The sequence below is a fragment of the Dactylosporangium sp. CS-033363 genome, from assembly GCF_050942475.1.
In the GTDB taxonomy this organism is placed as follows: domain Bacteria; phylum Actinomycetota; class Actinomycetes; order Mycobacteriales; family Micromonosporaceae; genus Dactylosporangium.
Map to the genome: position 1 here is coordinate 10775433 of NZ_CP192032.1, position 26150 is coordinate 10801582.

At 71.4% G+C, this 26150-nt stretch carries 24 protein-coding genes; 5 read left to right on the forward strand and 19 right to left on the reverse strand.

Annotation, left to right across the window (positions count from 1 at the left end):
• Positions 1-33 precede the first annotated feature (33 nt).
• From ACQPZ4_RS49750 to ACQPZ4_RS49775, 6 genes are all read right to left on the reverse strand, one after another.
• The gene (locus ACQPZ4_RS49750) at positions 34-456 is read right to left on the reverse strand and encodes a T3SS (YopN, CesT) and YbjN peptide-binding chaperone 1 (protein WP_433053402.1); all 423 of its coding nucleotides are present in this window, start codon (positions 454-456) and stop codon (positions 34-36) included.
• Between the two features lie 32 nt (positions 457-488).
• Positions 489-1040, reverse strand: coding sequence for a hypothetical protein (locus ACQPZ4_RS49755; protein ID WP_433053405.1), 552 nt, complete (start codon positions 1038-1040; stop codon positions 489-491).
• Positions 1041-1454: 414 nt separating this feature from the next.
• Positions 1455-3479, reverse strand: a complete 2025-nt coding sequence (locus tag ACQPZ4_RS49760; RefSeq protein WP_433053408.1) for a glycosyl hydrolase family 28-related protein — start codon at positions 3477-3479, stop codon at positions 1455-1457.
• A gap of 239 nt (positions 3480-3718) precedes the next feature.
• Positions 3719-4978 (reverse strand): adenosylmethionine--8-amino-7-oxononanoate transaminase, encoded by a 1260-nt coding sequence (locus ACQPZ4_RS49765; protein ID WP_433053411.1) that lies wholly within the window; start codon positions 4976-4978, stop codon positions 3719-3721.
• A gap of 39 nt (positions 4979-5017) precedes the next feature.
• Positions 5018-5431 carry a VOC family protein gene (locus ACQPZ4_RS49770; RefSeq protein ID WP_433053414.1) on the reverse strand — a complete coding sequence of 138 codons (414 nt, stop codon included), beginning with the start codon at positions 5429-5431 and terminating at the stop codon, positions 5018-5020.
• A 34-nt stretch (positions 5432-5465) separates the two neighbouring features.
• The gene (locus tag ACQPZ4_RS49775; protein ID WP_433053417.1) at positions 5466-6470 is read right to left on the reverse strand and encodes a DUF5937 family protein; all 1005 of its coding nucleotides are present in this window, start codon (positions 6468-6470) and stop codon (positions 5466-5468) included.
• A 66-nt stretch (positions 6471-6536) separates the two neighbouring features.
• On the opposite strand from ACQPZ4_RS49775, the gene ACQPZ4_RS49780 reads away from it, so the two are divergent.
• The 3 genes from ACQPZ4_RS49780 to ACQPZ4_RS49790 are packed head-to-tail and all read left to right on the forward strand — an operon-like array spanning position 6537 to position 9632.
• Positions 6537-7769 carry an MFS transporter gene (locus ACQPZ4_RS49780; protein ID WP_433053420.1) on the forward strand — a complete coding sequence of 411 codons (1233 nt, stop codon included), beginning with the start codon at positions 6537-6539 and terminating at the stop codon, positions 7767-7769.
• Entirely contained in the window at positions 7766-8413 is a 648-nt protein-coding gene (locus ACQPZ4_RS49785; protein WP_433053423.1) for a LysE family translocator, read from the forward strand. The genes ACQPZ4_RS49780 and ACQPZ4_RS49785 overlap by 4 nt, the downstream gene beginning before the upstream one ends.
• A 10-nt stretch (positions 8414-8423) precedes the next feature.
• Positions 8424-9632 carry an RNA polymerase sigma factor gene (locus ACQPZ4_RS49790; protein ID WP_433053426.1) on the forward strand — a complete coding sequence of 403 codons (1209 nt, stop codon included), beginning with the start codon at positions 8424-8426 and terminating at the stop codon, positions 9630-9632.
• A 1-nt stretch (position 9633) separates the two neighbouring features.
• Here the strand turns inward: ACQPZ4_RS49790 and ACQPZ4_RS49795 are convergent, their stop codons facing one another.
• The 10 genes from ACQPZ4_RS49795 to ACQPZ4_RS49840 form a co-directional block, all read right to left on the reverse strand.
• Positions 9634-10122, reverse strand: a complete 489-nt coding sequence (locus ACQPZ4_RS49795) for a hypothetical protein (RefSeq protein ID WP_433053429.1) — start codon at positions 10120-10122, stop codon at positions 9634-9636.
• Positions 10123-10135: 13 nt separating this feature from the next.
• Positions 10136-10651 (reverse strand): hypothetical protein, encoded by a 516-nt coding sequence (locus tag ACQPZ4_RS49800; protein WP_433053432.1) that lies wholly within the window; start codon positions 10649-10651, stop codon positions 10136-10138.
• 211 nt (positions 10652-10862) lie between these two features.
• Entirely contained in the window at positions 10863-11798 is a 936-nt protein-coding gene (locus ACQPZ4_RS49805) for a DUF4142 domain-containing protein (RefSeq protein ID WP_433053435.1), read from the reverse strand.
• The gene (locus ACQPZ4_RS49810) at positions 11798-12445 is read right to left on the reverse strand and encodes a hypothetical protein (RefSeq protein ID WP_433053439.1); all 648 of its coding nucleotides are present in this window, start codon (positions 12443-12445) and stop codon (positions 11798-11800) included. The genes ACQPZ4_RS49805 and ACQPZ4_RS49810 overlap by 1 nt, the downstream gene beginning before the upstream one ends.
• A 119-nt stretch (positions 12446-12564) precedes the next feature.
• The gene (locus ACQPZ4_RS49815; RefSeq protein ID WP_433053442.1) at positions 12565-13155 is read right to left on the reverse strand and encodes a sigma-70 family RNA polymerase sigma factor; all 591 of its coding nucleotides are present in this window, start codon (positions 13153-13155) and stop codon (positions 12565-12567) included.
• Positions 13156-13159: 4 nt separating this feature from the next.
• Positions 13160-14668 carry an NADH-ubiquinone oxidoreductase-F iron-sulfur binding region domain-containing protein gene (locus ACQPZ4_RS49820; protein WP_433053445.1) on the reverse strand — a complete coding sequence of 503 codons (1509 nt, stop codon included), beginning with the start codon at positions 14666-14668 and terminating at the stop codon, positions 13160-13162.
• 28 nt (positions 14669-14696) lie between these two features.
• A complete protein-coding gene (locus ACQPZ4_RS49825; RefSeq protein ID WP_433053448.1) occupies positions 14697-15989 on the reverse strand; it encodes a hypothetical protein in 1293 nt (430 codons plus the stop codon).
• A 575-nt stretch (positions 15990-16564) separates the two neighbouring features.
• A complete protein-coding gene (locus ACQPZ4_RS49830; protein WP_433053451.1) occupies positions 16565-18865 on the reverse strand; it encodes a hypothetical protein in 2301 nt (766 codons plus the stop codon).
• 30 nt (positions 18866-18895) lie between these two features.
• Positions 18896-19339 (reverse strand): MarR family winged helix-turn-helix transcriptional regulator, encoded by a 444-nt coding sequence (locus tag ACQPZ4_RS49835; RefSeq protein WP_433053454.1) that lies wholly within the window; start codon positions 19337-19339, stop codon positions 18896-18898.
• A complete protein-coding gene (locus ACQPZ4_RS49840) occupies positions 19336-20541 on the reverse strand; it encodes an FAD-dependent monooxygenase (protein ID WP_433053457.1) in 1206 nt (401 codons plus the stop codon). Before ACQPZ4_RS49840 ends, ACQPZ4_RS49835 begins: the two co-directional genes overlap by 4 nt.
• A gap of 78 nt (positions 20542-20619) precedes the next feature.
• On the opposite strand from ACQPZ4_RS49840, the gene ACQPZ4_RS49845 reads away from it, so the two are divergent.
• On the forward strand, positions 20620-21159 hold the full coding sequence (locus ACQPZ4_RS49845) for a TetR/AcrR family transcriptional regulator (protein WP_433053460.1): 540 nt from the start codon (positions 20620-20622) through the stop codon (positions 21157-21159).
• On the opposite strand, the gene ACQPZ4_RS49850 is transcribed toward ACQPZ4_RS49845, so the two are convergent.
• Positions 21112-22014, reverse strand: coding sequence for an expansin EXLX1 family cellulose-binding protein (locus ACQPZ4_RS49850; protein ID WP_433053463.1), 903 nt, complete (start codon positions 22012-22014; stop codon positions 21112-21114). The two genes, ACQPZ4_RS49845 and ACQPZ4_RS49850, sit on opposite strands and share 48 nt — an antisense overlap.
• Positions 22015-22339: 325 nt before the next feature.
• Between ACQPZ4_RS49850 and ACQPZ4_RS49855 the strand changes: the two genes are divergently transcribed.
• Positions 22340-24469, forward strand: a complete 2130-nt coding sequence (locus tag ACQPZ4_RS49855) for a S8 family serine peptidase (protein ID WP_433053466.1) — start codon at positions 22340-22342, stop codon at positions 24467-24469.
• Between the two features lie 57 nt (positions 24470-24526).
• On the opposite strand, the gene ACQPZ4_RS49860 is transcribed toward ACQPZ4_RS49855, so the two are convergent.
• Together ACQPZ4_RS49860 and ACQPZ4_RS49865 are read right to left on the reverse strand one after the other, a co-directional pair.
• Positions 24527-25450: a hypothetical protein gene (locus ACQPZ4_RS49860; RefSeq protein WP_433053469.1), complete on the reverse strand. Its 924-nt coding sequence runs from the start codon at positions 25448-25450 to the stop codon at positions 24527-24529.
• A 25-nt stretch (positions 25451-25475) separates the two neighbouring features.
• Positions 25476-26129, reverse strand: a complete 654-nt coding sequence (locus ACQPZ4_RS49865) for a hypothetical protein (RefSeq protein ID WP_433053472.1) — start codon at positions 26127-26129, stop codon at positions 25476-25478.
• Positions 26130-26150 lie beyond the last annotated feature (21 nt).

Sequence of the window (26150 nt, forward strand, 5' to 3'; positions counted from 1 at the left end):
GGACATCCTGCACCCCCGGTACGACAAAAAAGTCTAGGAGGGGTCGAACGCCAGCCGCCCGCCGAATTGGTCGCGCAGCCGCTCGTCGTAATAGTCCGCCGTGTCCGCCACCCAGTCGCACGCGTTGCTGAGCTCGATCGGGTCCAACGTGGACGCGAGCATCTCGACGGCCGCGAAGACGCTGCCGTCGCGCCAGAACAGGCGGATGAAGTTGAGCTGCGAGTTGAGTTCGTTCAGCTCGGTCAGCAGCTCCGGCGAGCACGCCAGCTCGCGCAGCAGCGGCGAGAACACGCGCACGAACGGCGGCTCGCTGCCGATCAGGCGCAGGTACACCACCGCCGTCCCGCTGCGGATCGCGACCGGCCGGGAGACGAGGTCGGCCGGGACGTCCTGGCCGCCCAGGTACTCCGTGAGCAGCCCGTGCACCTTCGCCCGTAACGCCCCGTCAATCGACACGCGTTCACGATACAAGTGGCGCGCACGCCGGCTCAGCCGCTCTTGCCGGGCCTTCCGGGCGGCAGAAAGCCCCGCCGCCGGGCCTCCTTGACCCAGCGGTGGGCGGTGCTCACCGGGACCCCGTGCCGGTCCGCGAGATCGCACGCCGGGCGGGGCGAGGCGGCGGCGTACTCGAGGTACACGTCGGCGACCTGGCGATAGAAGATGTCGGGCCGGCCGCGCAGCCGCACGGATTCGGCCGGAGCCGCGCGCACGACGGCCAGTGCGGGCTCGACCATCTCCCAGCCGACGTCCTCGGCGATCCGCGGTGCCACCGGCCGGGCTCTCAAGCCCAAGACTGCAGCGGTTGTACCGTCTGTGCCTCCATCGGCCGACAGCTGCGCGTTGGCCGCGGCCTCGATGCGCCCGACCGGGATGGCCCGCAGCAGCTCGGCGCTCGGCGGGCCGTCGATGCGCAGCCCGGTCAGCACCAGCCGACCGCCCGGACCCACGCCGACGCGCACCAGCACCGTTCCGGCCAGCGGCGGCTCGTCCTGGCGCCATTCGTACCAGTCCTCGGCGACTGGAAAGAGGCGGCCCCGCACGCGGCAAGGCTAACGACATTTCCGCAAATCAACAATTGCGCTGACCTAGACGTCTAGATACGCTTACCTGGACCCACCAGCCACAAGGCGTTCAAGACCGGGGGGCGGTCGCGCACTTGGCAATTTCGCCATGCGCGCAGCCGATCGGCCGGTGGCTCGTCCGCATCGAGAAACGGGGAAACGGGGCGGTGCGGACGATGGCCGCCGAGCGGGCGTGTACAGGCGCGCTCCGCTCGGCGGTGTCAGCGCAGAGCCGCGGTCGCGGGGTCTCGCCGGGCCCCGCGGCCGCTTCACCACAGTGCTTGGGCAGCCACCTCCCGGGGGGACGCGGTGGCTGCCCATTCCAATGCGCAAAAACGAAGTGCCCCCGCCGCTATCGAGAGCAGGCGGGGGCACCTCAGTTTCAGGCGATCACTACCACGGCTGGGGAGCCGGGGGCACCACGACCGGCGGGCGGTCGTCGCACGTGATCGTGTTCGGCAGCTCCCACGGCGCCAGCCACGGACCCGTGGTCCCGCCGCCGTCGTTGCCGCCCAGGTCGGTCAGCGAGAACTCCGAGCCGGTGGGCTTGAAGTTGAACGCGCCGCAGTTGTTCACGCCGACCGCTCCGACGTTGCGGGCGTCGACGTTCTCGAAGGTCGCCGAGCCGCCCACGCGGGCCGAGACCACCGAGGTGCCGGTGCCGTCGACCTTGATGTCCTTGAAGTGGACGTTCGTGATCGTGTACTGGTCCTTCACGGGCCAGTCGACGACCAGCATCATCGCGTTGTAGGTGTTGTCGAGGAAGTTGTCCCCGACGACCTGGATGTTCGCGTCCATGTTGCGCTCGAGCGCGAACAGCCAGATGGCGCCCAGGCCGATGTTCCAGTTGAGCTCGTAGGTCCCGGCCCGGACCGTGGTGTTGTTCGTGACGTTGATCGTCCCGGCGAACGGCTGGGCGCCGAAGCGGGTGCCCAGGTGCAGCGCGCTGCCCTCGCGGATCGGGTCCGCGACCAGGTTGTTCGAGACGGTGATGTCCTTGCCGCCGTAGATCGCGATGCCGTTGGCCAGCGTCGGGGTCTGCACGGTGTTGTGGTCGAACGTGTTGTTCGCGTTGGTGGTCGTCTCCGCCCACATCGCCATCGCGTCGTCGCCCGTGTTGCGGAAGAAGCTGTTCGACACGGAGGAGTTGGTGACGCCGGTGTGGAAGTTGACGCCGTCGGCGATCTGGTCGACGACCGTGGTGTTGGTGATCTTGGTGTTGTTCATCGGCCCGTCGAACCAGAGGCCGACTTTGGTGTGCTGGATGTAGAGCCCGTCGATGGTCGAGTCCGACATGGCCCCGCCGATGCCGTTGACCTGGTCGGTGTCGATGCGCTCGCGCACGTCACCGACGATCGAGAAGCCCGACAGGTGCACGTTGCGGCTGTCGCCGTCCTTGGCGTACTTGCCGTAGAAGCCGACCCCGGTGTGGACCGAGTTGTCCGGCGCGGGCTCGCTCAGCGCGACCTCGTGGCCCTTGATGATCGTGTACCACGCGCCGGCGCCCTCGATCGTGACGTTGTCCACGATGATGTGCCGGTTCACCTGGTACGTGCCCGGCGGCACGTACACCTTGAGGTGCGTCCACTTGGCGAACGCGATCGCCATGTCGAACGCGTCCGCGGAGTCGCGCTTGCCGGTCGGGTCGGCGCCGAAGAACAGCACGTTCGACGCGATCAGGTTGAGCTTCGGGTTGCCGACGACCTGCGAGTCGAGCAGGTCGATCGCGGTCCAGGCGGCGTTGCTGCCGGCCGGAACCGTGAGCCGGACCTTGTCGCCCGCCTTGTACGTCTTGCCGAGCAGCAGCCGCTGCTCGTCGTAGAAGTGGAACGGCCGGAACGGCTTGGTGATCTGCGGCGCCGGCGTGGTCGCGGCCGGGACGCAGCCGCACTCGGTGATCCACCAGTCGGCGTGCAGCAGGTCCGCATTGGGATCGTTGGTGAACGGGTACTGGTTGTACAGCCAGGAGTACTGCGAGGTCAGCGTCATCGTCTGCTTGGACTTGCCGTTGACCGTCACGTCCAGCGGCGCGGTGATGCCGCCGCCGTTCGGCGCGTCCGGAATGCTGTACCGGACGTTGATCGCGTTGGCCGCGCTGGGCAGCGTGAACTCCACGTACTGCCCGGGCGTGAGCTTGACCGCCGACCGGCCGGAGGCCTCCGCCGGCAGCGTGTACGCCGTGCGGTCCGGGCCGATGACCACCCCGTTGGTCTGGGCCTTCTCCGCCTCCTGCTCGGCGAAGCCGACGGTGGCGCCCCGGCCCGCGACCAGCGCGGGGTCCAGGCCCGCCCGCGTCACCGGCGAGGCCGACGCGGCGAAGGCGGTGGTGCCACCGGCGACGATGAGCCCGAGGCCGACGGCGGCCGCGGTCGCCGCAGCGGACCACCGCGATGGTAATCCTGTGGTGCTCCGTGACATCGATTGACTCGTTTCTCTCGGGTTGGCGGCGCACCCAGATGCATCGAGTTGGCGGAACGTTCGAGCGGGGGTGATTGGGGTGGTGCACCTCGACGCTCGAGGCGGGGTGGGAGCGGACGCCATGAGGTGAGGTGACATTAGGGCGGCCGCAGCCCCTTGCACAAGGTCTTGCGACATAATTGCGTAACACTGCCGCCTTCTTGCACGGCGTGTTGTCCGAATTGGACGGAGTGAGGTGACTACGCGACGGCGGCCGTGGCCACCACGGCGGCGCAGATGCTCGCGAGATCGAGGTCGCTCGTGACGTACGGCGGCATCGTGTAGACCAGATCGCGGAACGGCCGCAGCCAGACCCCGTGCTCCACCGCGGCCCTGGTCGCGACGGCCATGTCGACCTCGTGGTCGAGCTGCACGACACCGATCGCGCCGAGCACGCGCACGTCCCGCACGCCGGGCGCGGTCCGGGCCGGCTCCAGCCCCGCGCGCAGCCCGGACTCGATCCGCCGCACGGTGCCGGCCCAGTCGCCGGCCAGCAGCAGCTCGATCGAGGCGTTCGCGACGGCCGAGGCCAGCGGGTTGCCCATGAACGTCGGACCGTGCGCGAGCACCGGCACGTCGCCGCGGCTGATCCCCTGCGCGACGCGGGGAGCGCACAGGGTGGCGCCCATCGAGAGGTACCCACCGGTCATGGCCTTGCCGACGCACATGACGTCGGGCGCGACGCCGGCCAGATCGGCGGCGAACAGCGCGCCGGTGCGCCCGAAGCCGGTCGCGATCTCGTCGAACACCAGCAGGACGTCGTGCTCGTCGGCCAGTTCGCGCAGCGCGGTCAGGTAGCGGGGGCTGTGGAAGCGCATCCCGCCCGCGCCCTGCACGACCGGCTCGACGATGATCCCGGCGAGCTCGTCCGCGTGCTCGCGCAAGGTCCGCGCGATCTCGTCGACGTAGCCGGCGTCGAAGTCCACCGGAGGCATCGGCACGAAGACCTGCTCCGGCAGCACGCCGCGCCACAGGCTGTGCATCCCGCCGTCGGGATCGGTCACCGACATGGGGTGGAACGTGTCGCCGTGGTAGCCGCCGCGCCACGTGAGCATCCGGCGCTTGCGGGGGCGGCCGAGCGACAGGTGGTACTGCAGGCACATCTTGATCGCGACCTCGACCGCCACCGAGCCGGAGTCGGACAGGAACACGTGCCGCAGCGGCTCGGGCGTGATGTCGACCAGGGTCTTGGCCAGGCGCACCGCGGGCTCGTGGGTCAGCCCGCCGAACATGACGTGGCTCATCCGCCCGAGCTGGTCGCGCACGGCGGCGTCGAGGACCGGGTGCCGGTACCCGTGGATCGCCGCCCACCACGAGGACATCCCGTCGACGAGCTCGCGACCGTCGGCCAGCCGCAGCCGCACGCCGGATGCCGACGAGACCACCAGCGGCGGCTGGCTCGCCGGCATCGGCGCATACGGGTGCCAGACGTGCTCACGGTCGAGGTCCTCGAGCGCCATGTTCAAGACCATAAGCGCAGGCCTCGCTCGTACCGCGGGTCAGCCCTGCGGCTGCGTGATGTTCACCATCCACTGGATCCCGAACTGGTCGACGAGCGAGCCGAACTCGTCGCCCCACATCTGCTTCTCCAGCGGCATCGACACCTTGCCGCTGGCGGCGAGCTTCTCCCAGTACCCCCGAAGCTCGGAAGCGTCGGTCCCGCTGAGGCTGATCGTGATGTGGTCGCCGGGGTTGAGCGTCATGTTGGGCGGCGTGTCGGAAGCCATCAGGGTGTACCCGCTGGGGCTCTCCAGCTGCCCGTGCATGATCTGGTCGGCGATGGCGGCGTCGTCCGAGCCGAACTCGCCGAAGGTGTTCATACGCAGCTCGCCGCCGAACACGCTCTGGTAGAACTCGAGCGCCTGACGGGCGTTGCCCCGGAAGTTGATGTACGGGTTGAGCCTCGAAGCCACAGCAAACTCCCTTGGTCGATGTGACGGTTCGCGCTTACCCGGAGCCTAGTGCGGAATGCTGGGCCGCGAGGGCATCTCCGAGGGCCGTGCGACGGTAGAGGACGGACCGCCCGGCGCGGGCCGAGCGGACCAGGCCGCTGCGGCGCAGGACCGCGAGATGGTCGCCGACCGCGCCGACGGCGAGCCCGAGCCCGGCGGCGAGCTGGGTGGTGCTGGCCGGCTCCTCCAGCGCGAGCAGCAGCCGGGCCCGCGACCGCCCGACCAGCTCGCCGAGCGCCCCGGCACCGGCCGGCGCCGGCTCCCAGAGCGCGCCGACGCCGCGGGCCGGGTACACCAGCGCGCGCCGCCACGGCGGGTCCATGAACGCGCCCACGCCGGGCCAGATCAGCGCCGAGGGCACGAGCAGCAGGCCGGTGCCGTCGGAGGGCACAGTCCGTACACCCGGATCCGCTCCTGGCAGTTGAGCCGGGGCGGCGAGCTCGATCGCGCCGTCGTGCCACCGGACCCGCCGGTGCAGGCCCGCGAAGGCAGCCGCCCAACCGCCCTCGCCGAGCCGCCCGGCGCGATGGACCACGTCGGTCTCGCAGATCGCCCGCAGCTGCGGCCAGTCCGGCGCGAGCAGCGCCGTCCAGGCCGCCTCCAGCGCCCGGGCCAGCCGCTCCACCACGTCGTTGGCGTGCAGTGTCTCGCGGACGGCGGCGCCGACCCGCGGCCCCTCGGCGAGCGCCCGCGCGATCTCCCGCCGCGCCACGTCCAGCGGGGTGGCCCGGACGGCGGCGAGGTCGTCCTGCGCCGTCTGCTGCATCCCGGCGGGCGGCGGGCCCACGAAGTCGGCGCCGTACCGCGCGGTGTGCAGCGCCACCACCGCATCGAGCTCGGTCTCGGTCCGCAGCCGCTCGTACTCGGGCCGCAGCCGCGCGAACGGCCCCAGCGGCGCGAGCCCGGCCAGCCGCCGCAGCAGCCCGCCCAGCTCGAACAGCGGCGACACCGCGAACCGCGTGCGCAGCAGATCGTCGGCGGCGACCTCGAGCCGGAGCATGCCCCGACCTTACGTCCAGGGACGAATCAGTCCCGGCGAATCGCGTCCCTCGCGAGGCTGAATCCCATGACGACGTACGCGGCCGTGTTGCGCGACGACACCTTCCGCGTCCTGTTCGGGACCCGGACCCTGAGCATCCTCGCGGACACCCTGCGCATCGTCGCGCTGTCCCTGCTCGTGTACGCCGCGACGGACTCGCCCGCCCTGGCCGCCCTCGCGTACGGCATCGGCTTCCTGCCCCAGCTGATCGGGGCGAGCGTCCTGGGCGCGCTGGCCGACCGCATCCGCCCCCGCCGCCTGATCGTCCTGGGCTACCTGGCCGAGGCCGCCGTCGCCGCCGCGCTGGCCGCGGTGCCGCTCCCGGTCTGGGCGGCGCTCCTGCTGGTCGCCGCGGCCGCCCTGCTCACCCCGGTCTTCATGGGCGCCCAGAACGCGCTGATCGCCGACGCCCTCACCGGCGACGCCTACGTGCTGGGCCGCTCCCTGGCGAGCGTCGCCTCCTCGCTGGCCCAGCTGCTGGGCCTGGCCGCGGCGGGGGTGGCGGTGGCGACCCTCGGCGGACGCAACGCGATGTTCCTGGCCGCGCTCGGGCACCTGATCGCCGCCGCGTGGACCAGGCTGTCGCTTCAAGAGGCCGCCGTTGTACGCCCGGTGCGTGGCGGAATCGCCGCCGCCAGCTGGCGGGGCAACGCGGTGCTGCTGCGGGATCGGGCGGTACGGCGGCTGCTGCTGGTCCAATGGCTGCCGCCCGCGTTCATCACCGGGGCGGAGGCCCTGATGGTCCCGTTCGCCGCCCAGCGCGGCTTCGCCACTGGGGTCGCGGGCTGGCTGCTGGCCGCGATCCCGGTCGGCATGGTCGCCGGCAATCTCGTCGTCGGCCGGCTGCTGGCTCCGGTGCGCCGCGAACGCCTCGTCCCGGCGCTGATCGCGCTCATGGGCCTGCCGTGCCTGGTCTTCGCGCTCCCGGGCGGGCCGGCGTGGCCGGTCCTGGCGGCCGCGCTGGTGGTGGTCGGCTTCGGCTTCGCGTACTCGCTGGGCGTGCAGGCGGCGTTCCGCGACGCGCTGCCGGCCGAGGGCCGCGGCCAGGCGTTCGGCCTGCTCAGCACCGGCCTGATGACCGCTCAGGGCCTGCTGCCGGCGGTGGCCGGGCTGCTGGCCGAGTCGATGCGCCCGGCCGTGGTCATCGCCCTGCTGGGCGCGGCGACCCTGCTGATCGCCCTGGCCGCCCTGACCGCCGCCAGTCGTTCCGAATTGGCCGTTCACGGCGGCCCCGCCTCGGGGTCATCGTGGGGCTCATGATCTCTCTGGGCGCGGCGGCGGGCGTGGCACTCGTGGCGCTGGGCATGGTGCTCACGCCAGGGCCGAACATGATGTACCTGGTCTCGCGCAGCATCACGCAGGGGCGCCGGGCCGGGCTGACCTCGCTGGGCGGCGTCGCGCTGGGCTTCCTGGTGTATCTCGCGCTGGCGGCGACCGGGCTCTCCGTGGTCTTTGCGGCCGTGCCGGCGCTCTACACGACGGTCAAGCTCGCGGGCGCGGCGTACCTGGCCTACCTGGCCTGGCAGGCGGTCCGGCCGGGCGGTACGTCCGTCTTCACCCCGGTCGAGCTGCCGCCGGACTCGAACCGGCGGCTGTTCGCGATGGGCCTGATGACGAACCTGCTCAACCCGAAGGCGGCCATCATGTACGCCTCGCTGATCCCGCAGTTCGTCGACGTCCGCGCGGGGCACCTGGTCGGGCAGGCCTTCGCGCTGGGCGGCATTCAGATCGCCGTCAGCATGCTCGTCAACACCGCGATCGTGTGTGCGGCGGGGACGATCGCCGCCTTCCTGGCCCGGCGCCCGACCTGGCTGCGGGTCCAGCGGTACGTGACCGGCACGCTGCTGGGGTTGATCGCGGTGAAGCTGGCCACGGACAAGGCCCGCCTGGGAGTCGTGGTGTAGAGATGGTCAGGTGACGGTCGAGGAGGAGCTTCGCGCGCTCGCGCCGCAGGTGCTGGGCGTGCTGGTCCGGCGGTACGGGCAGTTCGACGCCTGTGAGGACGCCGTCCAGGAGGCGCTGCTCGCGGCCGCGGTGCAGTGGCCGGCCGAGGGGGTGCCCGGCAATCCGCGGGGGTGGCTCATCACGGTCGCCGTCCGGCGGTTGACCGACCAGTTCCGGTCCGACGACGCCCGGCGGCGGCGGGAGCAGGCCGTGGCCGCGCTCGAGCCGGAGCCGGCCGAGGCGCTGTCCGAGCGGGACGACACGCTGACCCTGCTGTTCCTCTGCTGCCATCCGGCGCTGTCGGCGGCCTCGCAGCTCGCGTTGACGCTGCGGGCGGTCGGCGGGCTCACCACCGCCGAGATCGCCAGTGCGTTCTTCGTGCCCGAGGCCACCATGGCGCAGCGGATCAGCCGGGCCAAGGCGAAGATCAAGGCCGCCGGGGCGCGGTTCGCGCCGCCGCCCGCCGAGGAGCGGCAGGCCCGGCTCGATGTGGTGCTGCACGTGCTGTACCTGATCTTCAACGAGGGGTACACCGCCAGCTCCGGGGCGGAGTTGTCGCGCAGTGACCTGACCGCCGAGGCCGTCCGGCTCACCCGGGAGGTGCACCGGGTGCTGCCCGACGACGGCGAGGTGGCCGGGCTGCTGGCGCTCATGCTGCTCACCGACGCCCGGCGGCCGGCCCGGACGCTCCCCGACGGGACGCTGGTGCCCCTCGCGGAGCAGGACCGGTCGCGGTGGCTCCGGCCGATGATCGACGAGGGCACGCGGCTCATCACCCGCACGCTGCCGCGCGGGCAGGCCGGCCCCTATCAGCTGCAGGCCGCGATCGCCGCGGTGCACGACGAGGCCGGCGACGCCGCGGGCACCGACTGGCCGCAGATCGTGGTGCTCTATCAGCTGCTGAACCGGGTGGCGCCGAACCCCATGGTCACGCTGAACCACGCCGTGGCGATGGCCATGGCCCGCGGGCCGCAGGCCGGGCTGGAGCTGCTGGCGACGCTGGACGCGGACGAGCGGATGGCCGGCCACCACCGGCTGGCCGCGGTGCGCGCGCACCTGCTGGAGATGGCCGGGTCGCTGCGCGAGGCCCGCGAGTGGTACGCGCTGGCCGCCAAGCGCACGACCAGCGTTCCGGAGCAGCGGTACCTCGAGCGGAAGGCGGCCGCCCTCCCCGGGTGAGTCAGCGGCCGCGGGCCATGTTGATGACGCCGCGGACCACCTGGATGACGCCCCAGATGATGGGACCCCAGGCGACCACGTACACGGGGATGTCCGCCATGTAGGTGCACACCGTGATGGCGATGCCGGCGGCGATCCAGATCAGGCCGAAGATGATGTCCCGCTGGCCCTTCGAGGCGAGCGCGCTCTTGGCCTCCGGGGACTGCTGCACCTGCATGTAGTGCGGCTGCTGCGGACCGGGCTGCTGACCGTACGGAGCCTGCGGCTGACCGTAAGGAGCCTGCGGCGGCTGACCGTAGGGGGCCTGCGGCATGGGCGGCCCACTCTGCGGATAAGGAGCGCCGCTCTGCGGAGCGGCCGGCGGCGCCGAGTAAGGCTGCTGCTGGTACGGCTGCTGCTGCTGGTACGGCTGCTGCTGCCCGTAGGGCTGTCCGTAGGAAGGCTGCTGCCCCTGCGAAGAGGGATCCGGAGGCGGATATCCAGGCTGCATGACAATGACCCCGTCAGGAAATCGGTCGGCCATGGCGGTTCAGCGCCGCCATGAGGTGATCAAGGAACTCGTCCCGGCCGTTCACGATAGCGATCGGGATCATGATGGACACGCCGCCCTGGGCCTGCAGGTTGTAGTGGCTCAGCTTGCCGGCCGCGTCGCCGCGTTTGCCCAGCACCGACTGCATGCCGGTGATCTCGGGCCACGCCCAGGCCCGGACCTTGCCGTTGTGGCGGTAGACGAAGCCCTCGCCGTAGACGAAGTAGGACCGGTTGCCGACCACGATCGTCCGGATCGCCGTGACCAGGGCGAAGACCATGCCGAAGCAGAAGAACAGGCCGACGAAGCGCAGCACCGAGTACATGGCGTCGAACACGCTCATCTTGCTGCCCAGGTAGCTGATCCCGATCAGCAGGCCGAGACACGCGGCCGCGATCACCAGCCACAGCACGAACCGGTTGCGCGCGTTGGCCAGCTGCCGGACGCTCATCAGCGGGCCGAACCCGCGCGTCTGTGCGGCCTGGCTCACGTCTGCCGGCACCTCGCCCGTAGGCAGAGTGCTCCCCCCGTAGGTCACCGCGTCCTCCCCGTATGCGTGGTAACCGGCCCGCCGTGGGGCCTAGCGCACGATAACAGTCGATGCGGGGAAGCGACACCCGGGAATGGACAGCAATGGGCTCGGCGCCGTCGAGGCCTTCCTCGCACTCGACGGCGCCGAGGTCACAGGGGTGACAGCACGGTCAGTAGGCGGCTCGGCGGCGCCCGCGCGTACCGCGGAAGATCCGGAACGCGGCGAAGGCGCCGATCGCCAGGGCCAGCCCGCCCACCGCCCAGACGGCGTTGGGCTGGATCGCGACCGCGGGCGTGCTGTTGCTGGCCTTGGTGGCGGGATTGGCCGCGCTGACGGGCTCGGGGAGCGCGCCGAAGTTGACGTTGCCGATGCTCTCCAGCAGCGTCATGTGCTTCATGACGACGCTGACCGCGGTCTGCGCGAACGTGCGCACGAGCTCGTTGCGGGTGCCCGAGCGGATCTGGGACACGAGCGCGAAGACCTTGCCGTGCGCGGCCCGCAGGCGGTTGGCGAAGATGTCGTCGAACGTGGAGCCGGTCTGTGGCTCCATCTCGTTCAGCCAGCCCTGCTGCTCATCGCTGGGTTTGTTCGGCAGTTGTACCCCGAGCTGCGCCGAAACCTGCCGCACCTGCTGGTCGAGGCCCTTGTGGTCGGTGGCGAGCTGCCGGCCGACCTCCTTGACCCGCTCGTCGCCGGCGCGGGTCTGGGCCATCTCGCCGGCCGGGCCCTCCCAGAGCCCGGCCTGGCGCACCTTCGTCAGGAACTCGCGGTCGACCGGGCCGAGCGGGCCGAAGCTGGTCATCGTCCAGCCCGCCGGCAACGCGGTCCCGATCGGCTGCGCACCGGTCGCGGCGACCTGCACCGGGTTCGTGGCCGCGCCGGCGGGAGGAGCCGCGCCGGCCGGCGCGTATGCGTTCTGCTGCGCGGCACCGCCAGCATTACCTGCAGTACCCGCCGAGCCCGCCTGACTTCCGGTCAGGGCGGTGCGCAGGTTGGGCACGGCCAGGATCACGCCGACGGCCGCAACGATCAGCAGCCACCAGGGCCACGTGCGGCGGCGCGGCCACGGCCGGGCTCCAGCGCCGTCAGGCTCGACGGTGTACATCAGTAGCCGCCGGTTCCGCCGTCGCCGTTCCCGGTGGCCTCGGCCGACGCGGCCGGGGGCTGCACCGCGGTGGGGGCGGGCGTGGGCAGGCAGGTGAGGTTCTTCTTGCCGTCGGGGGCCACGACGAACCAGACGCCGCCGACGTTCTGGCCCTTCCAGGCGCCGGGCTTCGGGTCGCCGATGTAGCGGTACACGGGCCAGCCGGCCAGCGTGATCTGGCGGGAGCCGTCGTCGCGGGTCACGGTGCCGACGACGGACGGGTCGACGCCGGTGAGGTTGGGGTTGCCGTCGGTCAGCGCGGGCGGCCAGACCTGCGCGCACTTGTCGGCGCAGTTGGACTTCGGGGGCTTGGCCGTGTCCTTGTCGAACCGGTACAGCACCCACCCCTCCTGATCGGTGACGACCTTGCCCATCTTCGGGATCGAGGCGGCCTTGAGCTCAGTGGTCAGCGGGGCCGCGGGCGGGGTGGCCACTGGCGCGAGGCTCGAGCCGGCACCGACCTCGACCAGGGGCGCGTCAGCCTGAGCGGCCGTGTTGGCGGTGTTCTCGGTGTTCGCGCCGGGGGGCGCGCACGCGGTCAGGGCGGCCAGCGCGGCCGCCGCCGCGGCACAGCCGGCCACGGTGGCGGTGAGCCTGGTTGCTGCCACTGGTTCCTCCTCGGTTGGCGTTTTCCGTGTTCCGCCAAGTGGTACGGAGCGCGGCGGGCCCGGAGACTGAAGGATCCAAAGTGGACAAATTCACAAACATTGCTGCGTGAACCGTCGAACTATCGAGTGCCGCGGTCCGTAGTACCGGTACGGGCGTCCATGGCGGCGCGGAGTGAGCGCAGCGCGTAGTACACGCGCGACTTGGCCGTTCCGAGCGGCAGTCCGAGCAGCTCCGCGACCTCGTTCACGGTGCGGTCGCGCAGGTAGGTCTCGACCAGGATCTCCCGGTGGGCCCGGCTCAGGCTGCGCAGCGCGTCCATCACGACCATGTTCGCCAGCACCCGCTCCGTCTCGTCCGACTGCGCGAGATCGGCCAGCCACAGCTCGTCCAGGTCCTGCCCGTAGGTCTCGCCCGCCCGCGCGCTCGCGCTGCGATGCTCGTCGATGGCGATCCGGCGGGCGACCGTGAACAGCCACGGCCGCAGCGAGCCGACCGCGGTGTGGTCGAACCGGTCGGCGTTGCGCCAGGCCCGCAGCAGGGTCTCCTGCACGATGTCCTCCGCCCGCTGCCGGTCGCCGCCGGTCAGGCGCGCGACGAAGCGCAGCAGGGCGTCGGCGTGCTCTCGGTACAGCGCGACGAGCAGTTCGTCGTCGGCATCGCGGGGTCCGGCGGAGTGCCGTTGGGTGCGGTTTCCGTACGCCTCGATCATCACGTCACCGTTTCGGGGCAGCCATGCGCAGCGCGAGTGCCGGACACATCGCCACCGCTTGCGCGGCAACGGGTTCGAGCCGCACCGGCACAGGTGCGTCCATGAAGGCCGGATAGCCGTTGCCGTCCAGCTTGATGAGGTCCGGAGCCACGTCGGCACACAGGCCGTGGCCGTCGCAGCGGGACCAGTCGACGTGCAGCCGGCGCGTGCCGCCCTCGTCACGGGCGGTGGGCACCGGCAGCACCCCGGCGATCGCGCGTCCACAGTCGCCGGAGCGGGCGTGGCGGGCGAGATCGTCGGCGAAGACTTCCAGGGCAGAGGTGGCGAATCCGGCCGTACCGTCGGGATGACTGCAGGCCCCGCGCCCCTTGACCCCCGCGGCCGCCGCGCGCACCACGGCCGGATCCCCCGACCCCGTGGCCAGCCCCTCGACGGCGCGCGCCAGGTCCGGAAGGCCCAGCCGGCACGGGCCGCACTGGCCCGCCGACTCGGCCGCGAGGTACCGCACGACCCGCGCCACCTCGCCCACCGGGCACGTCTCCGGCCCGAGCGGCAGGATGATCCCGGCGCCGAGCGCGCCGCCGGCCGCCTTCATTCCGTGCCGGGAGACCATGGCCCGCGACGCGGCGTTCATGTCGAGCCAGCGGCCGTGGAAGCCGCCGGTGAGCACGGCCGGGCCGGCCGGGACCCCGCACAGGTCGAGGACCTCCTCGAGCGGCGTGCCGGTCGGGCACTCGACGACGGCCGGGTGCCGGGCGCTGCCGGTAACGCTGAGCAGGACGGTGCCCGGCTCCTTGTTGTCCATGTCGCCGACGTCGCAGTAGCGCCGCGGTCCGACCCGGGCCGCGATCGCCAGCTGCGCGAACGTCTCCGCGTTGGACAGCAGCGTCGGCTGCCCCTCCACCCCGGCGTCGGCCGCGCGGCGCTTGACGCCCGGCGGGATGTGCGGGAAGCCGTTGATGCCCTGCACCAGCGCGCCGCCCTCACCGGAGATGAACCGATGCGGTACGCGCACCACCCGCGACGGCACCGGCATGTCCCGCTCGGCGAGCGCGTTGAGCAGCGAGCGCTCGCCGACGCCGTCGTCCGCGACGCACAGCACGATCTCGACCGCGCGCAGCGCCCAGGCGACCAGCGCGGCGCCGTCGAGGATCAGGTGCGGCGCCCGGGTGAGCAGGACCTTGTCCTTCCACGCGGCGGGCTCGCCCTCGGTCGCGTTGACCACGACGAACGGCGCGAGCATGCGCCGCTCGACCGCGTCGGCGACCGCCTTGACCTTCTTGTGGAACGGGAAGCCCGCGCCGCCGCGCCCGGTGAGCCGGATGTCCTCGGCCAGCTCGAGCAGGCCGCGCAAATTCAGCGGGCCGATCGGGCCGTGCACCTGCTGGTGCGCGCGCAGGTCGAGCCGCTCGGCGCGGTCGAGACCGGCGGTCAGCCGGGCCGGGCCGATCGACAGGACCGTCGGCACCACCGGTGCGGCAACGGCAGTTCCACCACCACGGCGACCGCTCATGCCGACACCTCCGCAAGCTTCGGACCGCTCATCGCGCCTCGCCCCGCATGCGGTTCCAGAAGTCGACGTCGTCGTCCTCCTCGGCGGCGGCGTGCCGGCGGCCGCGCTTCTGCTGGGCCTCCTCGCGCTCCTGCCGCCGCAGCTCGCGGCGCACGTCCAGGTTGACCAGCGTGGGCGTGTCGTCGTCGGCGTGCCGAGCCTCGGCCTCGGCGGCGGCGGCCGCGCGGCGGGCCGCGAACCGGTCCCGCAGGGTCATGGGAGCTGCCTCGTCGACCCGGACCGGCTCGTCGTAAACCGGCTCCTCGTAGCGAGGCTCGTCGTAGCGAGGCTCCTCGTAACGGGGCTCCTCGTAAGCCGCGTAGGGGTCGTAGTCGTCGTAGACAGGAGTCGCCACACCGCGAGCGGGCTCGTAGACCGGCTCGTACTCAGGCTCGCGAACCGGCTCATAGACAGGCTCGTACGGCGGCTCGGAAGCGGATTCGAACACGGGCTCGACGAAACTGTCCTCATAGGACGGAATCGCCGTCACCGGCTCGGCCTCGGCCACGGCCTCCCGCCGGTAGTCCGCCCGCAGATCCGCCTTGGTGTCCGAAGTGGACCAGAGCTGGTCGGCCGGCGGCGCGTCCCACTGGAAGCGCCGCGAGGAGCGAGGGGCACTGCGCCGCTCGTACCCCCCGGGCGCGATCCGCCCGATCGGCGCGATCTCCGTCGTGGTGCGGTCGGCGGTGAGCTGCTGCCGCCGCCGGTTGCGCTCGACGGACAGCCGCAGGCCGAGCGCGACGAACGTGAGGAACGCCAGCACCAGGTAGCTGGCGGTGACCCAGACGGCCGGCGGCCGGCCGGCGTTGAGGCCGTGCCAGAGGGCGACGGGCCAGCACAGGTACGCCGTCGCGTGCAGCGGCCGCCACATCCACGGCTTGCCGGTCTGCGCGAAGCGGGCGCGGACCATGCCGGTCCACATCACCAGGATCATCAGGTACGCCGCGACCGAGCCGGCCCCGATGGTGAACGGGGCCGTGGTGAACGGGACCAGCGCGCCGAACACGCTGACCCGGGCGGCCATCAGCTCGGTGGCGATGTGCAGGGCGAGCATGCTGATGGCGACGATGCCGAGCGTGCGGTGCACCGACTGCACCCAGACGCGGTGCCGCGCCACGAGCATGATGCGGTCGGTGGCGACCAGGCCGACGATGACCGTCAGCGTCAGGGACACCAGCGTGAAGACGCCGCAGTAGAAGACCAGGAAACTGAACAGCTGGGTCATCGTCTCGCGCCCGCCGCCGGTCACGACGCCGAGCAGGAGCAGAGCGGCGAGAACCACGAGCCCGACGTTGACCGCGGACGGCGAACCGCCCAGTGTGGAACGACCGCGTGGTGGCTGGGCCCCACCGGAGCCCGGCGGGTGCGGCTGAACCATTGCAGTTCCTCTATCCTGTTGAGCTGGTTTCCGACGGTTTTCACCGCCCGGCGAAACCAACCTAGGCAGGGCCTGAGGAATGGGTCAATTTAAGTTTCATCGTGCTCGAACCAGCCCTCGGAACATGATCCACATGGCTTGTTTCAAGGTCTGTTAAACCTCTTTATTGATCGATGAGACGCGCACCGTGGCGCCGACCGGCCATATTCCGAAGGTAAATGTCCGGTTTGTCGGCCGCCACCTGCACATGGTGCACGCATCGAGGTTTGGTGTTATCGATCCACTTCGAACCGTTACCTGTGCCGGTTCGTGAGGTATTGCTTAAGTGCCCGTTAGGGCTTCTTTCGGAAACCCTTGAGCCGGGCTTGATCATGTCGTTCGGACCCGCACAACCGGTGCGACGTGGCACCCGCGAGGTTCGTACACATGTTCGTCCACAGCCTGTGGATAGCACATGTGTACGACGACGTAAGCCCTGCTCAGATGCGGTACACCGCACACGCACCGGAGCGGAACATGAGCGTCGCGTAGCGGCCGAGCTCCGGGGACGGCGGCATGATGTCGTCCTCGGTGAAGAGCCAGCGGACGCGGTACCGGTCGCGCAGGACGCCGATCGTCGCCGGGGACGGGTCGGTGAACGCGGCGTCGTTGTCGGCGAGAATGCGCGGGCGCCAATAGTCGGTGTGCTCCTGCGGTACACCCTGGAGCTTTTCCTGGTTGTGCGCCTCGGCGGTGTAGGCCCAGGACTCGACCAGGACCCGCCGCTCGCTGTAGGCGGCGATCCCGAAGTGCCGGCGGTCGCACGCCGAGCGGCCGCGGCGGCCCTCGTAGGCGCAGTGCATGTTGGTGGCCACCAGGTCGTCCGGGGACGAGTGGGCGCGCAGCCAGCGGCCCGCCTCGAGGGTGCCCTGGGTGACGATCGGCCACAGGTCGGCGCGCTCGCTCCAGCCGTTGGCGCGGCCGTCCTGGACCGCGTAGCCGACCTGGCGCACGGCGGTCGGGGCGCAGCAGCCGAGCAGGAACACGGCGACCAGGCCGTAGCGGACCGGCCGGCGGCGGGCCAGGAGCAGGCCGGCCAGGGCCACCGCGCCGATGACGGCCCAGGGCCAGACCAGGTCCAGCGCGACGGCGGCGGCGCGGCGCTCGGGGCCGATCACGGGGACCCGGCCGCCGTCGACCAGGCGCACGGCGTAAATCAGGCCCGCGCCCGCGGCGAATGCATAAAGTACGCGCGCGGACTTGATCATTGCTAGCAGGCCCCACATCGCCAATGCGGCCAGGTAGGGGCGGGCGCCCTGCAGAAAGAATCCTTCCGCTTGGCCGCCGGAATGGCCGAACAGCACCAGAATGGCGAATCCGGCCAGGCCCAGGCCCAGCAATAGGACGGCATCCGGACCGAGCAATCTGCGGCGAAGTCCGAATGCGCCGCCCCAGATGGCGAGCCAGCCGAATGCGGTGAGGGCGAAAAGCACGATCAGGCGGTACAACCGCGGATCCTCGGTGAAATGCGTGCTGACGCCGGCCGGATTGCGGCGCAGGGCGTCCAGCGGGCCGAGCCCCAGGCCCTGGCTCTGCCCGCCGAACAGCACGAGCTGGGCGAACACCAGCCAGCCGAGGACGACGGCCAGCGCGGCCGCGGCGATCCGGTGCACGCGGCGCTGCACGAACGAACACACCACGAGCACGAGCAGCAGGCCGGCGAACAGGGTGGGCAGGAAGCTCGCCTTCGCCCCGGTGACCGCGGCCGGCAGCAGCAGGAACGCGAGCCGGCGGCGGCGATCGGAACCGTGCTCGCGCAGCAGGTCGAGCAGGACGAGCATGACCGGCACGAACACCAGCGCGCCGAACGTCTGTGTCGGGCTGGTCCACAGGGTCAGCCGGATGTTCGAGCCGTCGTCCGTCGCGTTGAAGCCGTAGTCGCGGTAGAAGAGGTCCTGCACCCAGCCGTACGGGTCCGGGGCGAGCGCGAAGAACGACGCGAGCGCGGTCAATGCCCCGGCGGTCCACGAGCCGCCGACCCGCCGGCCGACCGCGGCCACGGCGACCACCAGGGCGAAGATCACCGGAAGCATGGACAGGCGGGTCACCAGGACGTACGGCTCGATGCCGGTGGCCCAGCTGGTCGCGGCCATGTCGGCGTACGCGAACCAGTGGTAGTAGATCGGCTCGCTCACGACCCACGGGGTGACCAGGCCCATATGGTGCTTGAGCTCGCCGACGAGCGCGAGGTGGAAGGGCAGGTCGATGTCGGGCTTGCCGTAGCTGGGCCAGCCGAAGCCGTGGTGGCGATAGTAGAGCGTGCTCCAGAACAGCAGGACGAGCGCGATCGCCGCGAGGGTCCACGCGTGCGCGACGGGCTGGCGGTCGGTTGGGGCCCCTGCCCGCCAGTACCGGCGCAGGCTCTTGAAACCGAGGAAGGCGGCGATGACGCCGATCGGGACCGCGAGCGCCGCGAGGGGGACGCCGAGCGCGCGGGCCGGGACGTAGGCGAGCACCTCCAGGCCGTAGCCGACGGCCGTGCCCACCGCGAGGTCCTCGCTCAGCCCGCGGGAGCCGCGGTGGATGAACCGCCACAGCAGCATCCCGGGCAGCGTGACGGCGAGCGCGATGTAGGCGGAGAAGGCCAGGAAGGCCGGCAGCGAGACGCCGTACCCGTGCAGGACCGCGCCGGTCGCGCCGAACACCAGCCCGGCCGGCCACCACCCCGACCGCCACGACACCCGGATGGCCCGCCCGGGCCGCGTGTCGGAGTCGTCCCGTTCGGCGAGCAGGGTCGTCATGCCCCGCTTCCTACCGGGCTTTGCGCCGGCTCACCCGGTGAACGGCGGTGAATTCACCCGCTGGCGGGCGGTGACCCGGACGAGCACGGCCTTGAATGCCGCGTACGCCTCCTCGCCGACGTCGGCGGCGTGCTGCGCCTCGATGCCGGCGAGGATGGCCCGCGACCTGTCCAGCAGGTCGCGGCCCGCGGCGGTCGGCACGACGAGCTTCGCGCGCCGGTCCTGCGGGTCGGGGCGGCGCTCGACGTACCCGAGCTGCTCGAGCTCGTCGACCAGCGTGCCGATGACCTGCTTGTGCTGGCCGGACTGGGCGGCCAGCTCGGTCGCCCGGGTGCCGGCCGGGTCGAGGTAGGCCAGCACCGCGCCGTGGCGGGGCCGCAGCCGCGGATGGCCCTGCTCGGCCAGGCGCCGGTACAGCTCCTTCTGCAGCGCGAACAGCAGTTGCGCGGACAGTACGCCCAGGTCGGTAGTCACTGAGCCTGACTGTATTCGGGGACCGGGCGCAGTTGCACGCCGGACAGCATCGCGGCCGGACCGCCGCCGAACGACGTGAGCGCGCGCTGCAGCGGGCGCGGCAGGTGCGGCAGCGCGCGCAGGGCCTGGGCCATCGTCCAGAGCTGCAGGCCGCTGCCCGGGATCAGGGTCTTGAGCACCGACGGGCCGATCCGCCGGCTGGCCGCGACCGTGCCCGCCATCGCCGCCTCGTAGGCCGGGAACGCCACCGTGTGGTCGCCGCCCGCCGCGATCAGCTCGGTGGCCAGCACGTAGCCGCCGACCAGGGCGAGACTGCTGCCGCCGCCGACCGCCGGGCCGGGTCCGTAGCCCGCGTCCCCGACCAGCGTCACGCGCCCCCGCGACCACGAGTCGAGCCGGATCTGGCTGATCTCGTCGAAATAGAAGTCGGGCGCGCCGTCCAGATGCGAAAGCAGCGTCGGTACCTCCCAGCCGAGCCCGTCCGTGAGCGCCCGCAGCAGCCGGCGCTGGGCCGCGAGGTCCCGGAAGTCGTAGTCGAGCTCGGGGCTGCGGATCAGGAACCCGGCCCGGCAGCGCGCGGGGTCGTTGGTCGGATAGATGGCGACGGCCCGGTCGACGGTGTTGTAGGAGAGCATCGCGTCGGTGCCAAGGTAGGCGGGCAGCGTGTAGACCGCGAGGTACGCGCCGAGGAAGTGCCGGTAGGCCCGCTCCTCGCCGAACACCAGCCGCCGCACGCCGGAGTGCAGCCCGTCCGCGCCCACGACGAGGTCGAAGTGCTCGCGGGAGCCGTCGGAGAACGTCACCGCGGTGTCGTCGATCGCCGTGATCGTGGTGCCGAACCGGTACTCCACGAGCTCCCGCGTCGCCGCGTGCAGGATCTCCGCGAGGTCGCCCCGCATGATCTCGATGTGCCGGTCGGAGATGCCGGCGAGCAGCTCCGCACCGTGGATCGTGATGTCGGCCCTGCCCGGCCGCACCAGGGTCATGAGGTCGGTCTTCGTGCGCCGGTCCCGGACGACCTCGCCGAGCCCCATCCGGTCGATCACCTCGACGGCCGGCCCGAGCAGGTCGACGGGGTGCCCGCCGGTGCCCGTGCGCAGCGACGCCGTGCGCTCCACGACGGTCACCTGAAAGCCGGCCCGGTGCAGCCAGTAGGCGAGGACGGGTCCGGCGATGCTGGCCCCGCTGATGAGTACGCGCATGTCCACCCTCCCGCGACGTTTACTTACCTACCGGACGGTAAACCCTTACCGCCCGGTAAGTCAACTAAACTCGGAGGCGTGCCGAGACCGAGAACGAGCGAGACCGCCGACCACATCCGCGCCGCCGCCCTGGAACTGATCGCCGAGAAGGGGGTGCAGCAGGCCAGCCTGCGCGAGATCGCCGAGCGGGTGGGGATCACCAAGCCGGCGCTGTACTACCACTTCGCCTCGCGCGAGGAACTGCTCCGCGGCCTGGTGCAGCCGCTGGTCGACGACGTCGCCGAGCTGCTGGGCCGGTTCGAGGCGGAGGGCGAGCACGATCCGTGGCGGCTGCTCGGGGAGTACTTCGACGTGACCTACCGGCACCGCGCGATCACGGGCATGGTGATGTCGGATCCGAGCGTGCTGTCGCAGGTGAACCTGGCCGTCGAGGTGGACGGGTGGCGGCGGCGGATCACGGCGTTGCTCTACGGGCCGGATCCGACGCTGGTGCAGCAGACCCGCGCGCTGGTCGCGATCGGCGGGCTCGGCGACTGCACGATCCTGGAGACGGACGCGACGGCGGAGGAGCTACGCGCCGCAACGCTGGAGGCCGCCGGGGCTGCTCTGGGCCTCTGACGCGCCCGCCGCGGCGGCCGCCTCGGTCACCGGCGCCGACGACGGGGCGGCGACGGCGAGCTCGGTGGGGGCGACCGAACTGGGCGGCGCCGCGCGGCTGGTCTTCGGCGCGGCCGGCGAGGCGGTGGCGGCCGTGGCGCCGGGCTTCTGCACGGTGCCGACCGTCAGCGCCACCCCGTTGAGCGTGGTGCGCCGCCCGGCGGTGTCGGTGACGCGCACGGCGAACGGCCCGTTCCCGGCCCCGCTCTCGGCGAGCCAGTAGTTGTAGTCCGTGCGGGCGAGCGCCTTCCAGGCCCCGCCGACCTGAATTTCCGCGCCGGACAACGGATTGCCGGTGTTGTCGAAACGCAGGGCCAGCCAGTACCGCGACGAGCCCTCTTTCACCCGCACCGTCACCGGGCCAGGGACGGACGGATTGGCCACCTGGCTGTACGAGACCTTGATGATCCCGTCGTTGATGACGCCGATCTTCGCGAATGCCTGTTGGCTGAGATCAATGTGACCGGGCGCGCATTCGGGACAGCGATCCGTGATTTTGACCCGGACGCTCCCCTTCGGCCCTTTGACGTCGAGGTATCCCCCGCACGCGGCCCCGCTCTGGTATTCGGCATTGCCCAGCGCGACGACCAGCGGCTCCGACACCTTGTCGAACGAGCAGTTCCCGGACCCGTCGGCGGCGTAGTAGGTGGCCTGCCCGGCGGTGTTGCCCACCGTGGCGGCACACGCGGCGCCGGAGGCCTGGGCCAGCAGCGCGACGGAGGCCGCACCGGCCACGACCACGCCGGCCCCGCCCACGTAGAGCGCACGGCGGGACTTCCACCACGGCGCGGCCCGATGCCCTCCAGGTTCCACCACGCGCCGGAGCCTACCCAGCGCGGTCGGCGCGAATCTCGCACCAAAGCCAGTCTTAAGACAGCCCTGCACTACTTCTGGCATTCGCGCGAAATGACCGAATCGTGGATGCCGCCGCGTCATGCCCGGGAAGCGGTCCGTAATCGTTCTCTCAAATTCTTCTTCGCCGTCGCCGAAATATGGCCGATCGATTGAGTTGCCCGCGTCCCGGTTTCAGGATCATGACTGGGTTGCCGCCCATTCCCTCGTCCCTCTCGGACTTGGGCGCACCTCTCAAAATCGGGGAGATACAGAAGTGACTCAGAAGCGCCCGGCGAGGCGCACCTCCGTGGCGCGCACGACCGCCATCGGTGCCATCGCCATCGGGCTCGCGGTCGTCGCAACCAATGCCGCGTCCGCCGAGTCCACCAATCCCAGCCGCAAGGTGCTCAGCCCCGGCATCCGCAAGCAGCTCGACCAGGACGCACAGCCGGCCAAGCCGAAGTCGAAGGGCGCGACCACCGGCAAGTTCCGGGCCGCGACCGAGGGCGGGATCCGGGACAGCTACATCGTCGTCCTCAAGGACACCAAGGCGACGCCGGCCCAGGTCACCGACACCGCCGACACCCTCAGCAAGGCGCACCACGGCAAGGTCGACCGCGTGTTCGGCAAGTCGCTGCGCGGCTTCTCGGCCACGCTGACCGAGGCCGACGCCAAGCAGCTGGCCAACGACCCGAACGTCGCGTACATCGAGCAGAACCGGGTCGTGCGCAAGACCGACACCCAGAACACCAAGCTCTCGTTCGACGACCAGTTGAACCTGTGGGGCCTGGACCGGATCGACCAGGCGTTCCTGCCGGCCGACCACCGCTACACCCACCCCGGCGACATCACCGACGTGCACGTGTACGTGCTCGACACCGGCGTGGAGAAGAACTCCGACCTGTCGAACAACCACGGCCTCACCGCCGGGTGGTCGGCGACGTGGGACAAGGAGCAGACCGACGCCTGCGGCCCGATGGCCAACGGTGCCGACGACGACGGCCACGGCACGTTCGTGGCCTCGGAGATCGCCGGCACCAAGGCGGGCGTGGCCAAGAACACGCCGATCGAGGCCGTGAAGGTCCTCGACTGCTTCGGCGAGGGCACCATCGACCAGATCGTCGAGGGCGTCGAGCACGTCACCGCGGTGGCCCAGAAGCCGGCCGTGGCCAACATGAGCCTCGGCGGCGAGATCAGCCAGGCCATCGACGACGCGGTCAACGCCTCGATCGCCAGCGGGATCACCTACGTGGTCTCGGCGGGCAACGACGGCAAGGACGCCTGCACCCAGTCGCCGGCCCGCGTGGCCAACGCGATCACCGTGGGCGCGACCGACGTGACCGACTTCAAGGCCAGCTTCTCCAACTACGGCCCGTGCCTGGACATCTTCGCCCCGGGCGTGAACATCCACGGCGTGACCGTCCGGAGCCTCAACGGCTACCTCAGCGGCACCTCGATGGCGGCCCCGCTCGTCACCGGCGACGCGGTGCTGCTGCTGCACAACCACCCGGACTGGACCCCGGCCCAGGTGCGCGACGCGATCGTCAAGGCCGGCATCAGCGGCACCGTCCGCGGCGCCGGCGCCGGCTCGACGACCAAGCTGCTGCGGGTCGGCGAGCCCAACACCCCGGCCCAGGTCTCGCTGCGGGCCAACGCCAACGGCAAGATCGTCACGGCCGACGGCGGCGGCAGCAAGCCGCTGATCGCGAACCGGCTCAACGCCGGCGCGTGGGAGGGCATCCGCATCGTGCCGTCCGGCGACGGCGTGCACGTCGGGCTGCAGTCGCTGGCCAACAACAAGTACATCACCGCCGAGGCCGGCGGGAACCAGGCGCTGATCGCCAACCGCACCTCGATCGGCGACTGGGAGAAGTTCACCCTGACGGTGAACGCCGACGGCAGCTACAGCCTGCTGGCCAACGCCAACAACAAGTTCGTCACGGCCGACAACGGCGGCAACTCCAGCCTCATCGCCAACCGCACCGCGGTCGGCGACTGGGAGAAGTTCTTCCTGGCCGGCCCGGCGGCGAGCATCTTCATGTTCGCCAACGCCAACGACAAGGTCGTGACGGCGGACAACGGCGGCGGCTCGCCGCTGATCGCCAACCGCCCGCCGCTCGTCGGCGAGTGGGAGACCTTCGACGTGGTCGACTTCGGTGGCCAGGCCGCGCTCTACGCGCACGCCAACGGCAAGTACGTGACCGCCGAGAGCGGCGGGGCCAAGGCCCTGATCGCCAACCGCGCCGCCCCCGGTGACTGGGAGAAGTTCGCCCTGGCCAACGGTCCGGACGGCTCGGTGGCCTTCAAGGCCAACGCCAACGGCCGGTACGTCACGGCCGACAACGGCGGCAACTCCCCGCTGATCGCCAACCGCACCGCGGTCGGCAGCTGGGAGGAGTTCTACATCTACACCTACGACGAGCTGTTCTACGAGTAAGCCGACAACGAAACCGGCCGGCGTCCACCTGGGCGCCGGCCGGTTTTTTGTGCTTTCTCAGTGCAACTGCGGGAGGAACCGGTGCCGGGCGAGCGCCGCCGTCGTCTCCACGGCGAGGGCGACGACGAGCGCGCTGATGGCGAGGATGACGACCCAGGCCCAGATCCCGTACCCGGGCGGGTGCACGTAGTCGATCCAGTGCAGCGCGAACGTGGCCACGGCGGCGTACGGGAACGCGTAGGCCCAGAGGCTCGAACTGAAGTGCAGGTGCCGGTACAGGCCGAACAGCCGCACCTGGATGAGCACGGCGAGCACGGTGTACCCGGCGAGCATGAAGGCCACCGCGTCCACCCGCCCGTGCGTGATCGCGAGGTAGGACAGCCCGGCCAGGGCCGGCGGCGCCACGTGGATCGCGAGCGTCGGCTGCAGCGGCGGCGGCAACGGCGGCCGGAACCACAGCCGGGCCACCAGTACCGACTCGATGACGAGCCAGGAGATGAGCCCGAACCCGAACAACACCCGGGCCAGTCCGGTCCACCCGGCGAGCTCCGCCCCGATCGCCCCGACCAGTCCGCCGGCGACGGTGGGCAGGACGTACCCCGGATGCAGCTTGTCGATCGGGACGCCGCCGGTCACCCACTGCCCGACCATCAGCCCGACCAGCAGGATCGTGGCCGCGGCGAACACCCCGAACAGCCACTGCCCGGCGGTGCGCTCGTGCCGCATCAGCCCGATCCCGACCAGCATGCCGACGATCGGGATGAGCGCCACGAACGGCCCCTGCACCGGATCGGCCAGCTCGGCGCCCCATCCCCCGGGCCGCCGCGCCACCTGCGGGAGGTACGCGGCCAGCACCGCCAGCCAGATGACGGCGGTCAGCACGCAGAGGACGTCGGAGACCACGACGGGCGCGATGCCAAGCATCGCCGCGTAGCCCCAGCAGCCGGCGAGGCCGCCGACGCCGTACGCGATCCCGAACATGTTGGGAACGATCCCGACCCGCGACTCACTCGTCCGCTCGTTCACCTCGGGTCGCTACCCCGCGATCGTCGACGTACTCCATCGGGATCTCGGTGCGGAACTCCGGCTGGGTCCGCGGATCCCAGCGCTCCTCGTCCTCGGCGATCCGCTCCGCCATCGCGAAGAACTCGGCCTCGACCGGGCGCAGGCCGGCCACCGTCGCGGTCAGGTCGCGACCGGCCACGAATCGAGCGCCGGACTCGTCGACGGACAGGGCCGACAGCCAGCCGTCGCCGTCCGGCTTCCACAGGCTGCCGCTCGTCTCGGACCAGAACAGCACCAGCGACTCGGCGGAGGGCCGGGCGGCGGCGAGGGCCAGCAGCGCCGCCTGCACGCCGGGCGCCCAGTAGCCGAGGTCGAACAGGTACACCTCCAGGGCCCCGTCGCGGTGGCGCAGGACCGTGCCGCTCGGGCCGGTGCAGGCGGCCTCGACGCGGTCGGCCAGCCAGCCGCGGACCGTGCGGCCCCGGGCGGCGGCGGACCAGTTGCCGGGGGCGTCCTGGCCGTCCCAGTACCAACCGGTGAACATCGCCGCCGGGTTGGCGATGGCCGGCTCGCCCGGCAGGGGCGCGTCCAGCCACTGCTCGAAGGATTCCCGGCTCATCGGCAGGCGGCCCGCCACGAGGAAGCTGTCCGACACGCGCCCGAGTCTAAATGGGCA

Bases quoted from the DNA above. Each gene is read 5' to 3' on its own strand.
- ACQPZ4_RS49760 (WP_433053408.1), bottom strand. From the start codon at position 3,479: ATGTCACGGAGCACCACAGGATTACCATCGCGGTGGTCCGCTGCGGCG.
- ACQPZ4_RS49765 (WP_433053411.1), bottom strand. From the start codon at position 4,978: ATGGCGCTCGAGGACCTCGACCGTGAGCACGTCTGGCACCCGTATGCG.
- ACQPZ4_RS49775 (WP_433053417.1), bottom strand. From the start codon at position 6,470: ATGCTCCGGCTCGAGGTCGCCGCCGACGATCTGCTGCGCACGCGGTTC.
- ACQPZ4_RS49780 (WP_433053420.1), top strand. From the start codon at position 6,537: ATGACGACGTACGCGGCCGTGTTGCGCGACGACACCTTCCGCGTCCTG.
- ACQPZ4_RS49785 (WP_433053423.1), top strand. From the start codon at position 7,766: ATGATCTCTCTGGGCGCGGCGGCGGGCGTGGCACTCGTGGCGCTGGGC.
- ACQPZ4_RS49795 (WP_433053429.1), bottom strand. From the start codon at position 10,122: ATGCAGCCTGGATATCCGCCTCCGGATCCCTCTTCGCAGGGGCAGCAG.
- ACQPZ4_RS49805 (WP_433053435.1), bottom strand. From the start codon at position 11,798: ATGTACACCGTCGAGCCTGACGGCGCTGGAGCCCGGCCGTGGCCGCGC.
- ACQPZ4_RS49815 (WP_433053442.1), bottom strand. From the start codon at position 13,155: ATGATCGAGGCGTACGGAAACCGCACCCAACGGCACTCCGCCGGACCC.
- ACQPZ4_RS49820 (WP_433053445.1), bottom strand. From the start codon at position 14,668: ATGAGCGGTCGCCGTGGTGGTGGAACTGCCGTTGCCGCACCGGTGGTG.
- ACQPZ4_RS49830 (WP_433053451.1), bottom strand. From the start codon at position 18,865: ATGACGACCCTGCTCGCCGAACGGGACGACTCCGACACGCGGCCCGGG.
- ACQPZ4_RS49840 (WP_433053457.1), bottom strand. From the start codon at position 20,541: ATGCGCGTACTCATCAGCGGGGCCAGCATCGCCGGACCCGTCCTCGCC.
- ACQPZ4_RS49860 (WP_433053469.1), bottom strand. From the start codon at position 25,450: ATGTTCGGGATCGCGTACGGCGTCGGCGGCCTCGCCGGCTGCTGGGGC.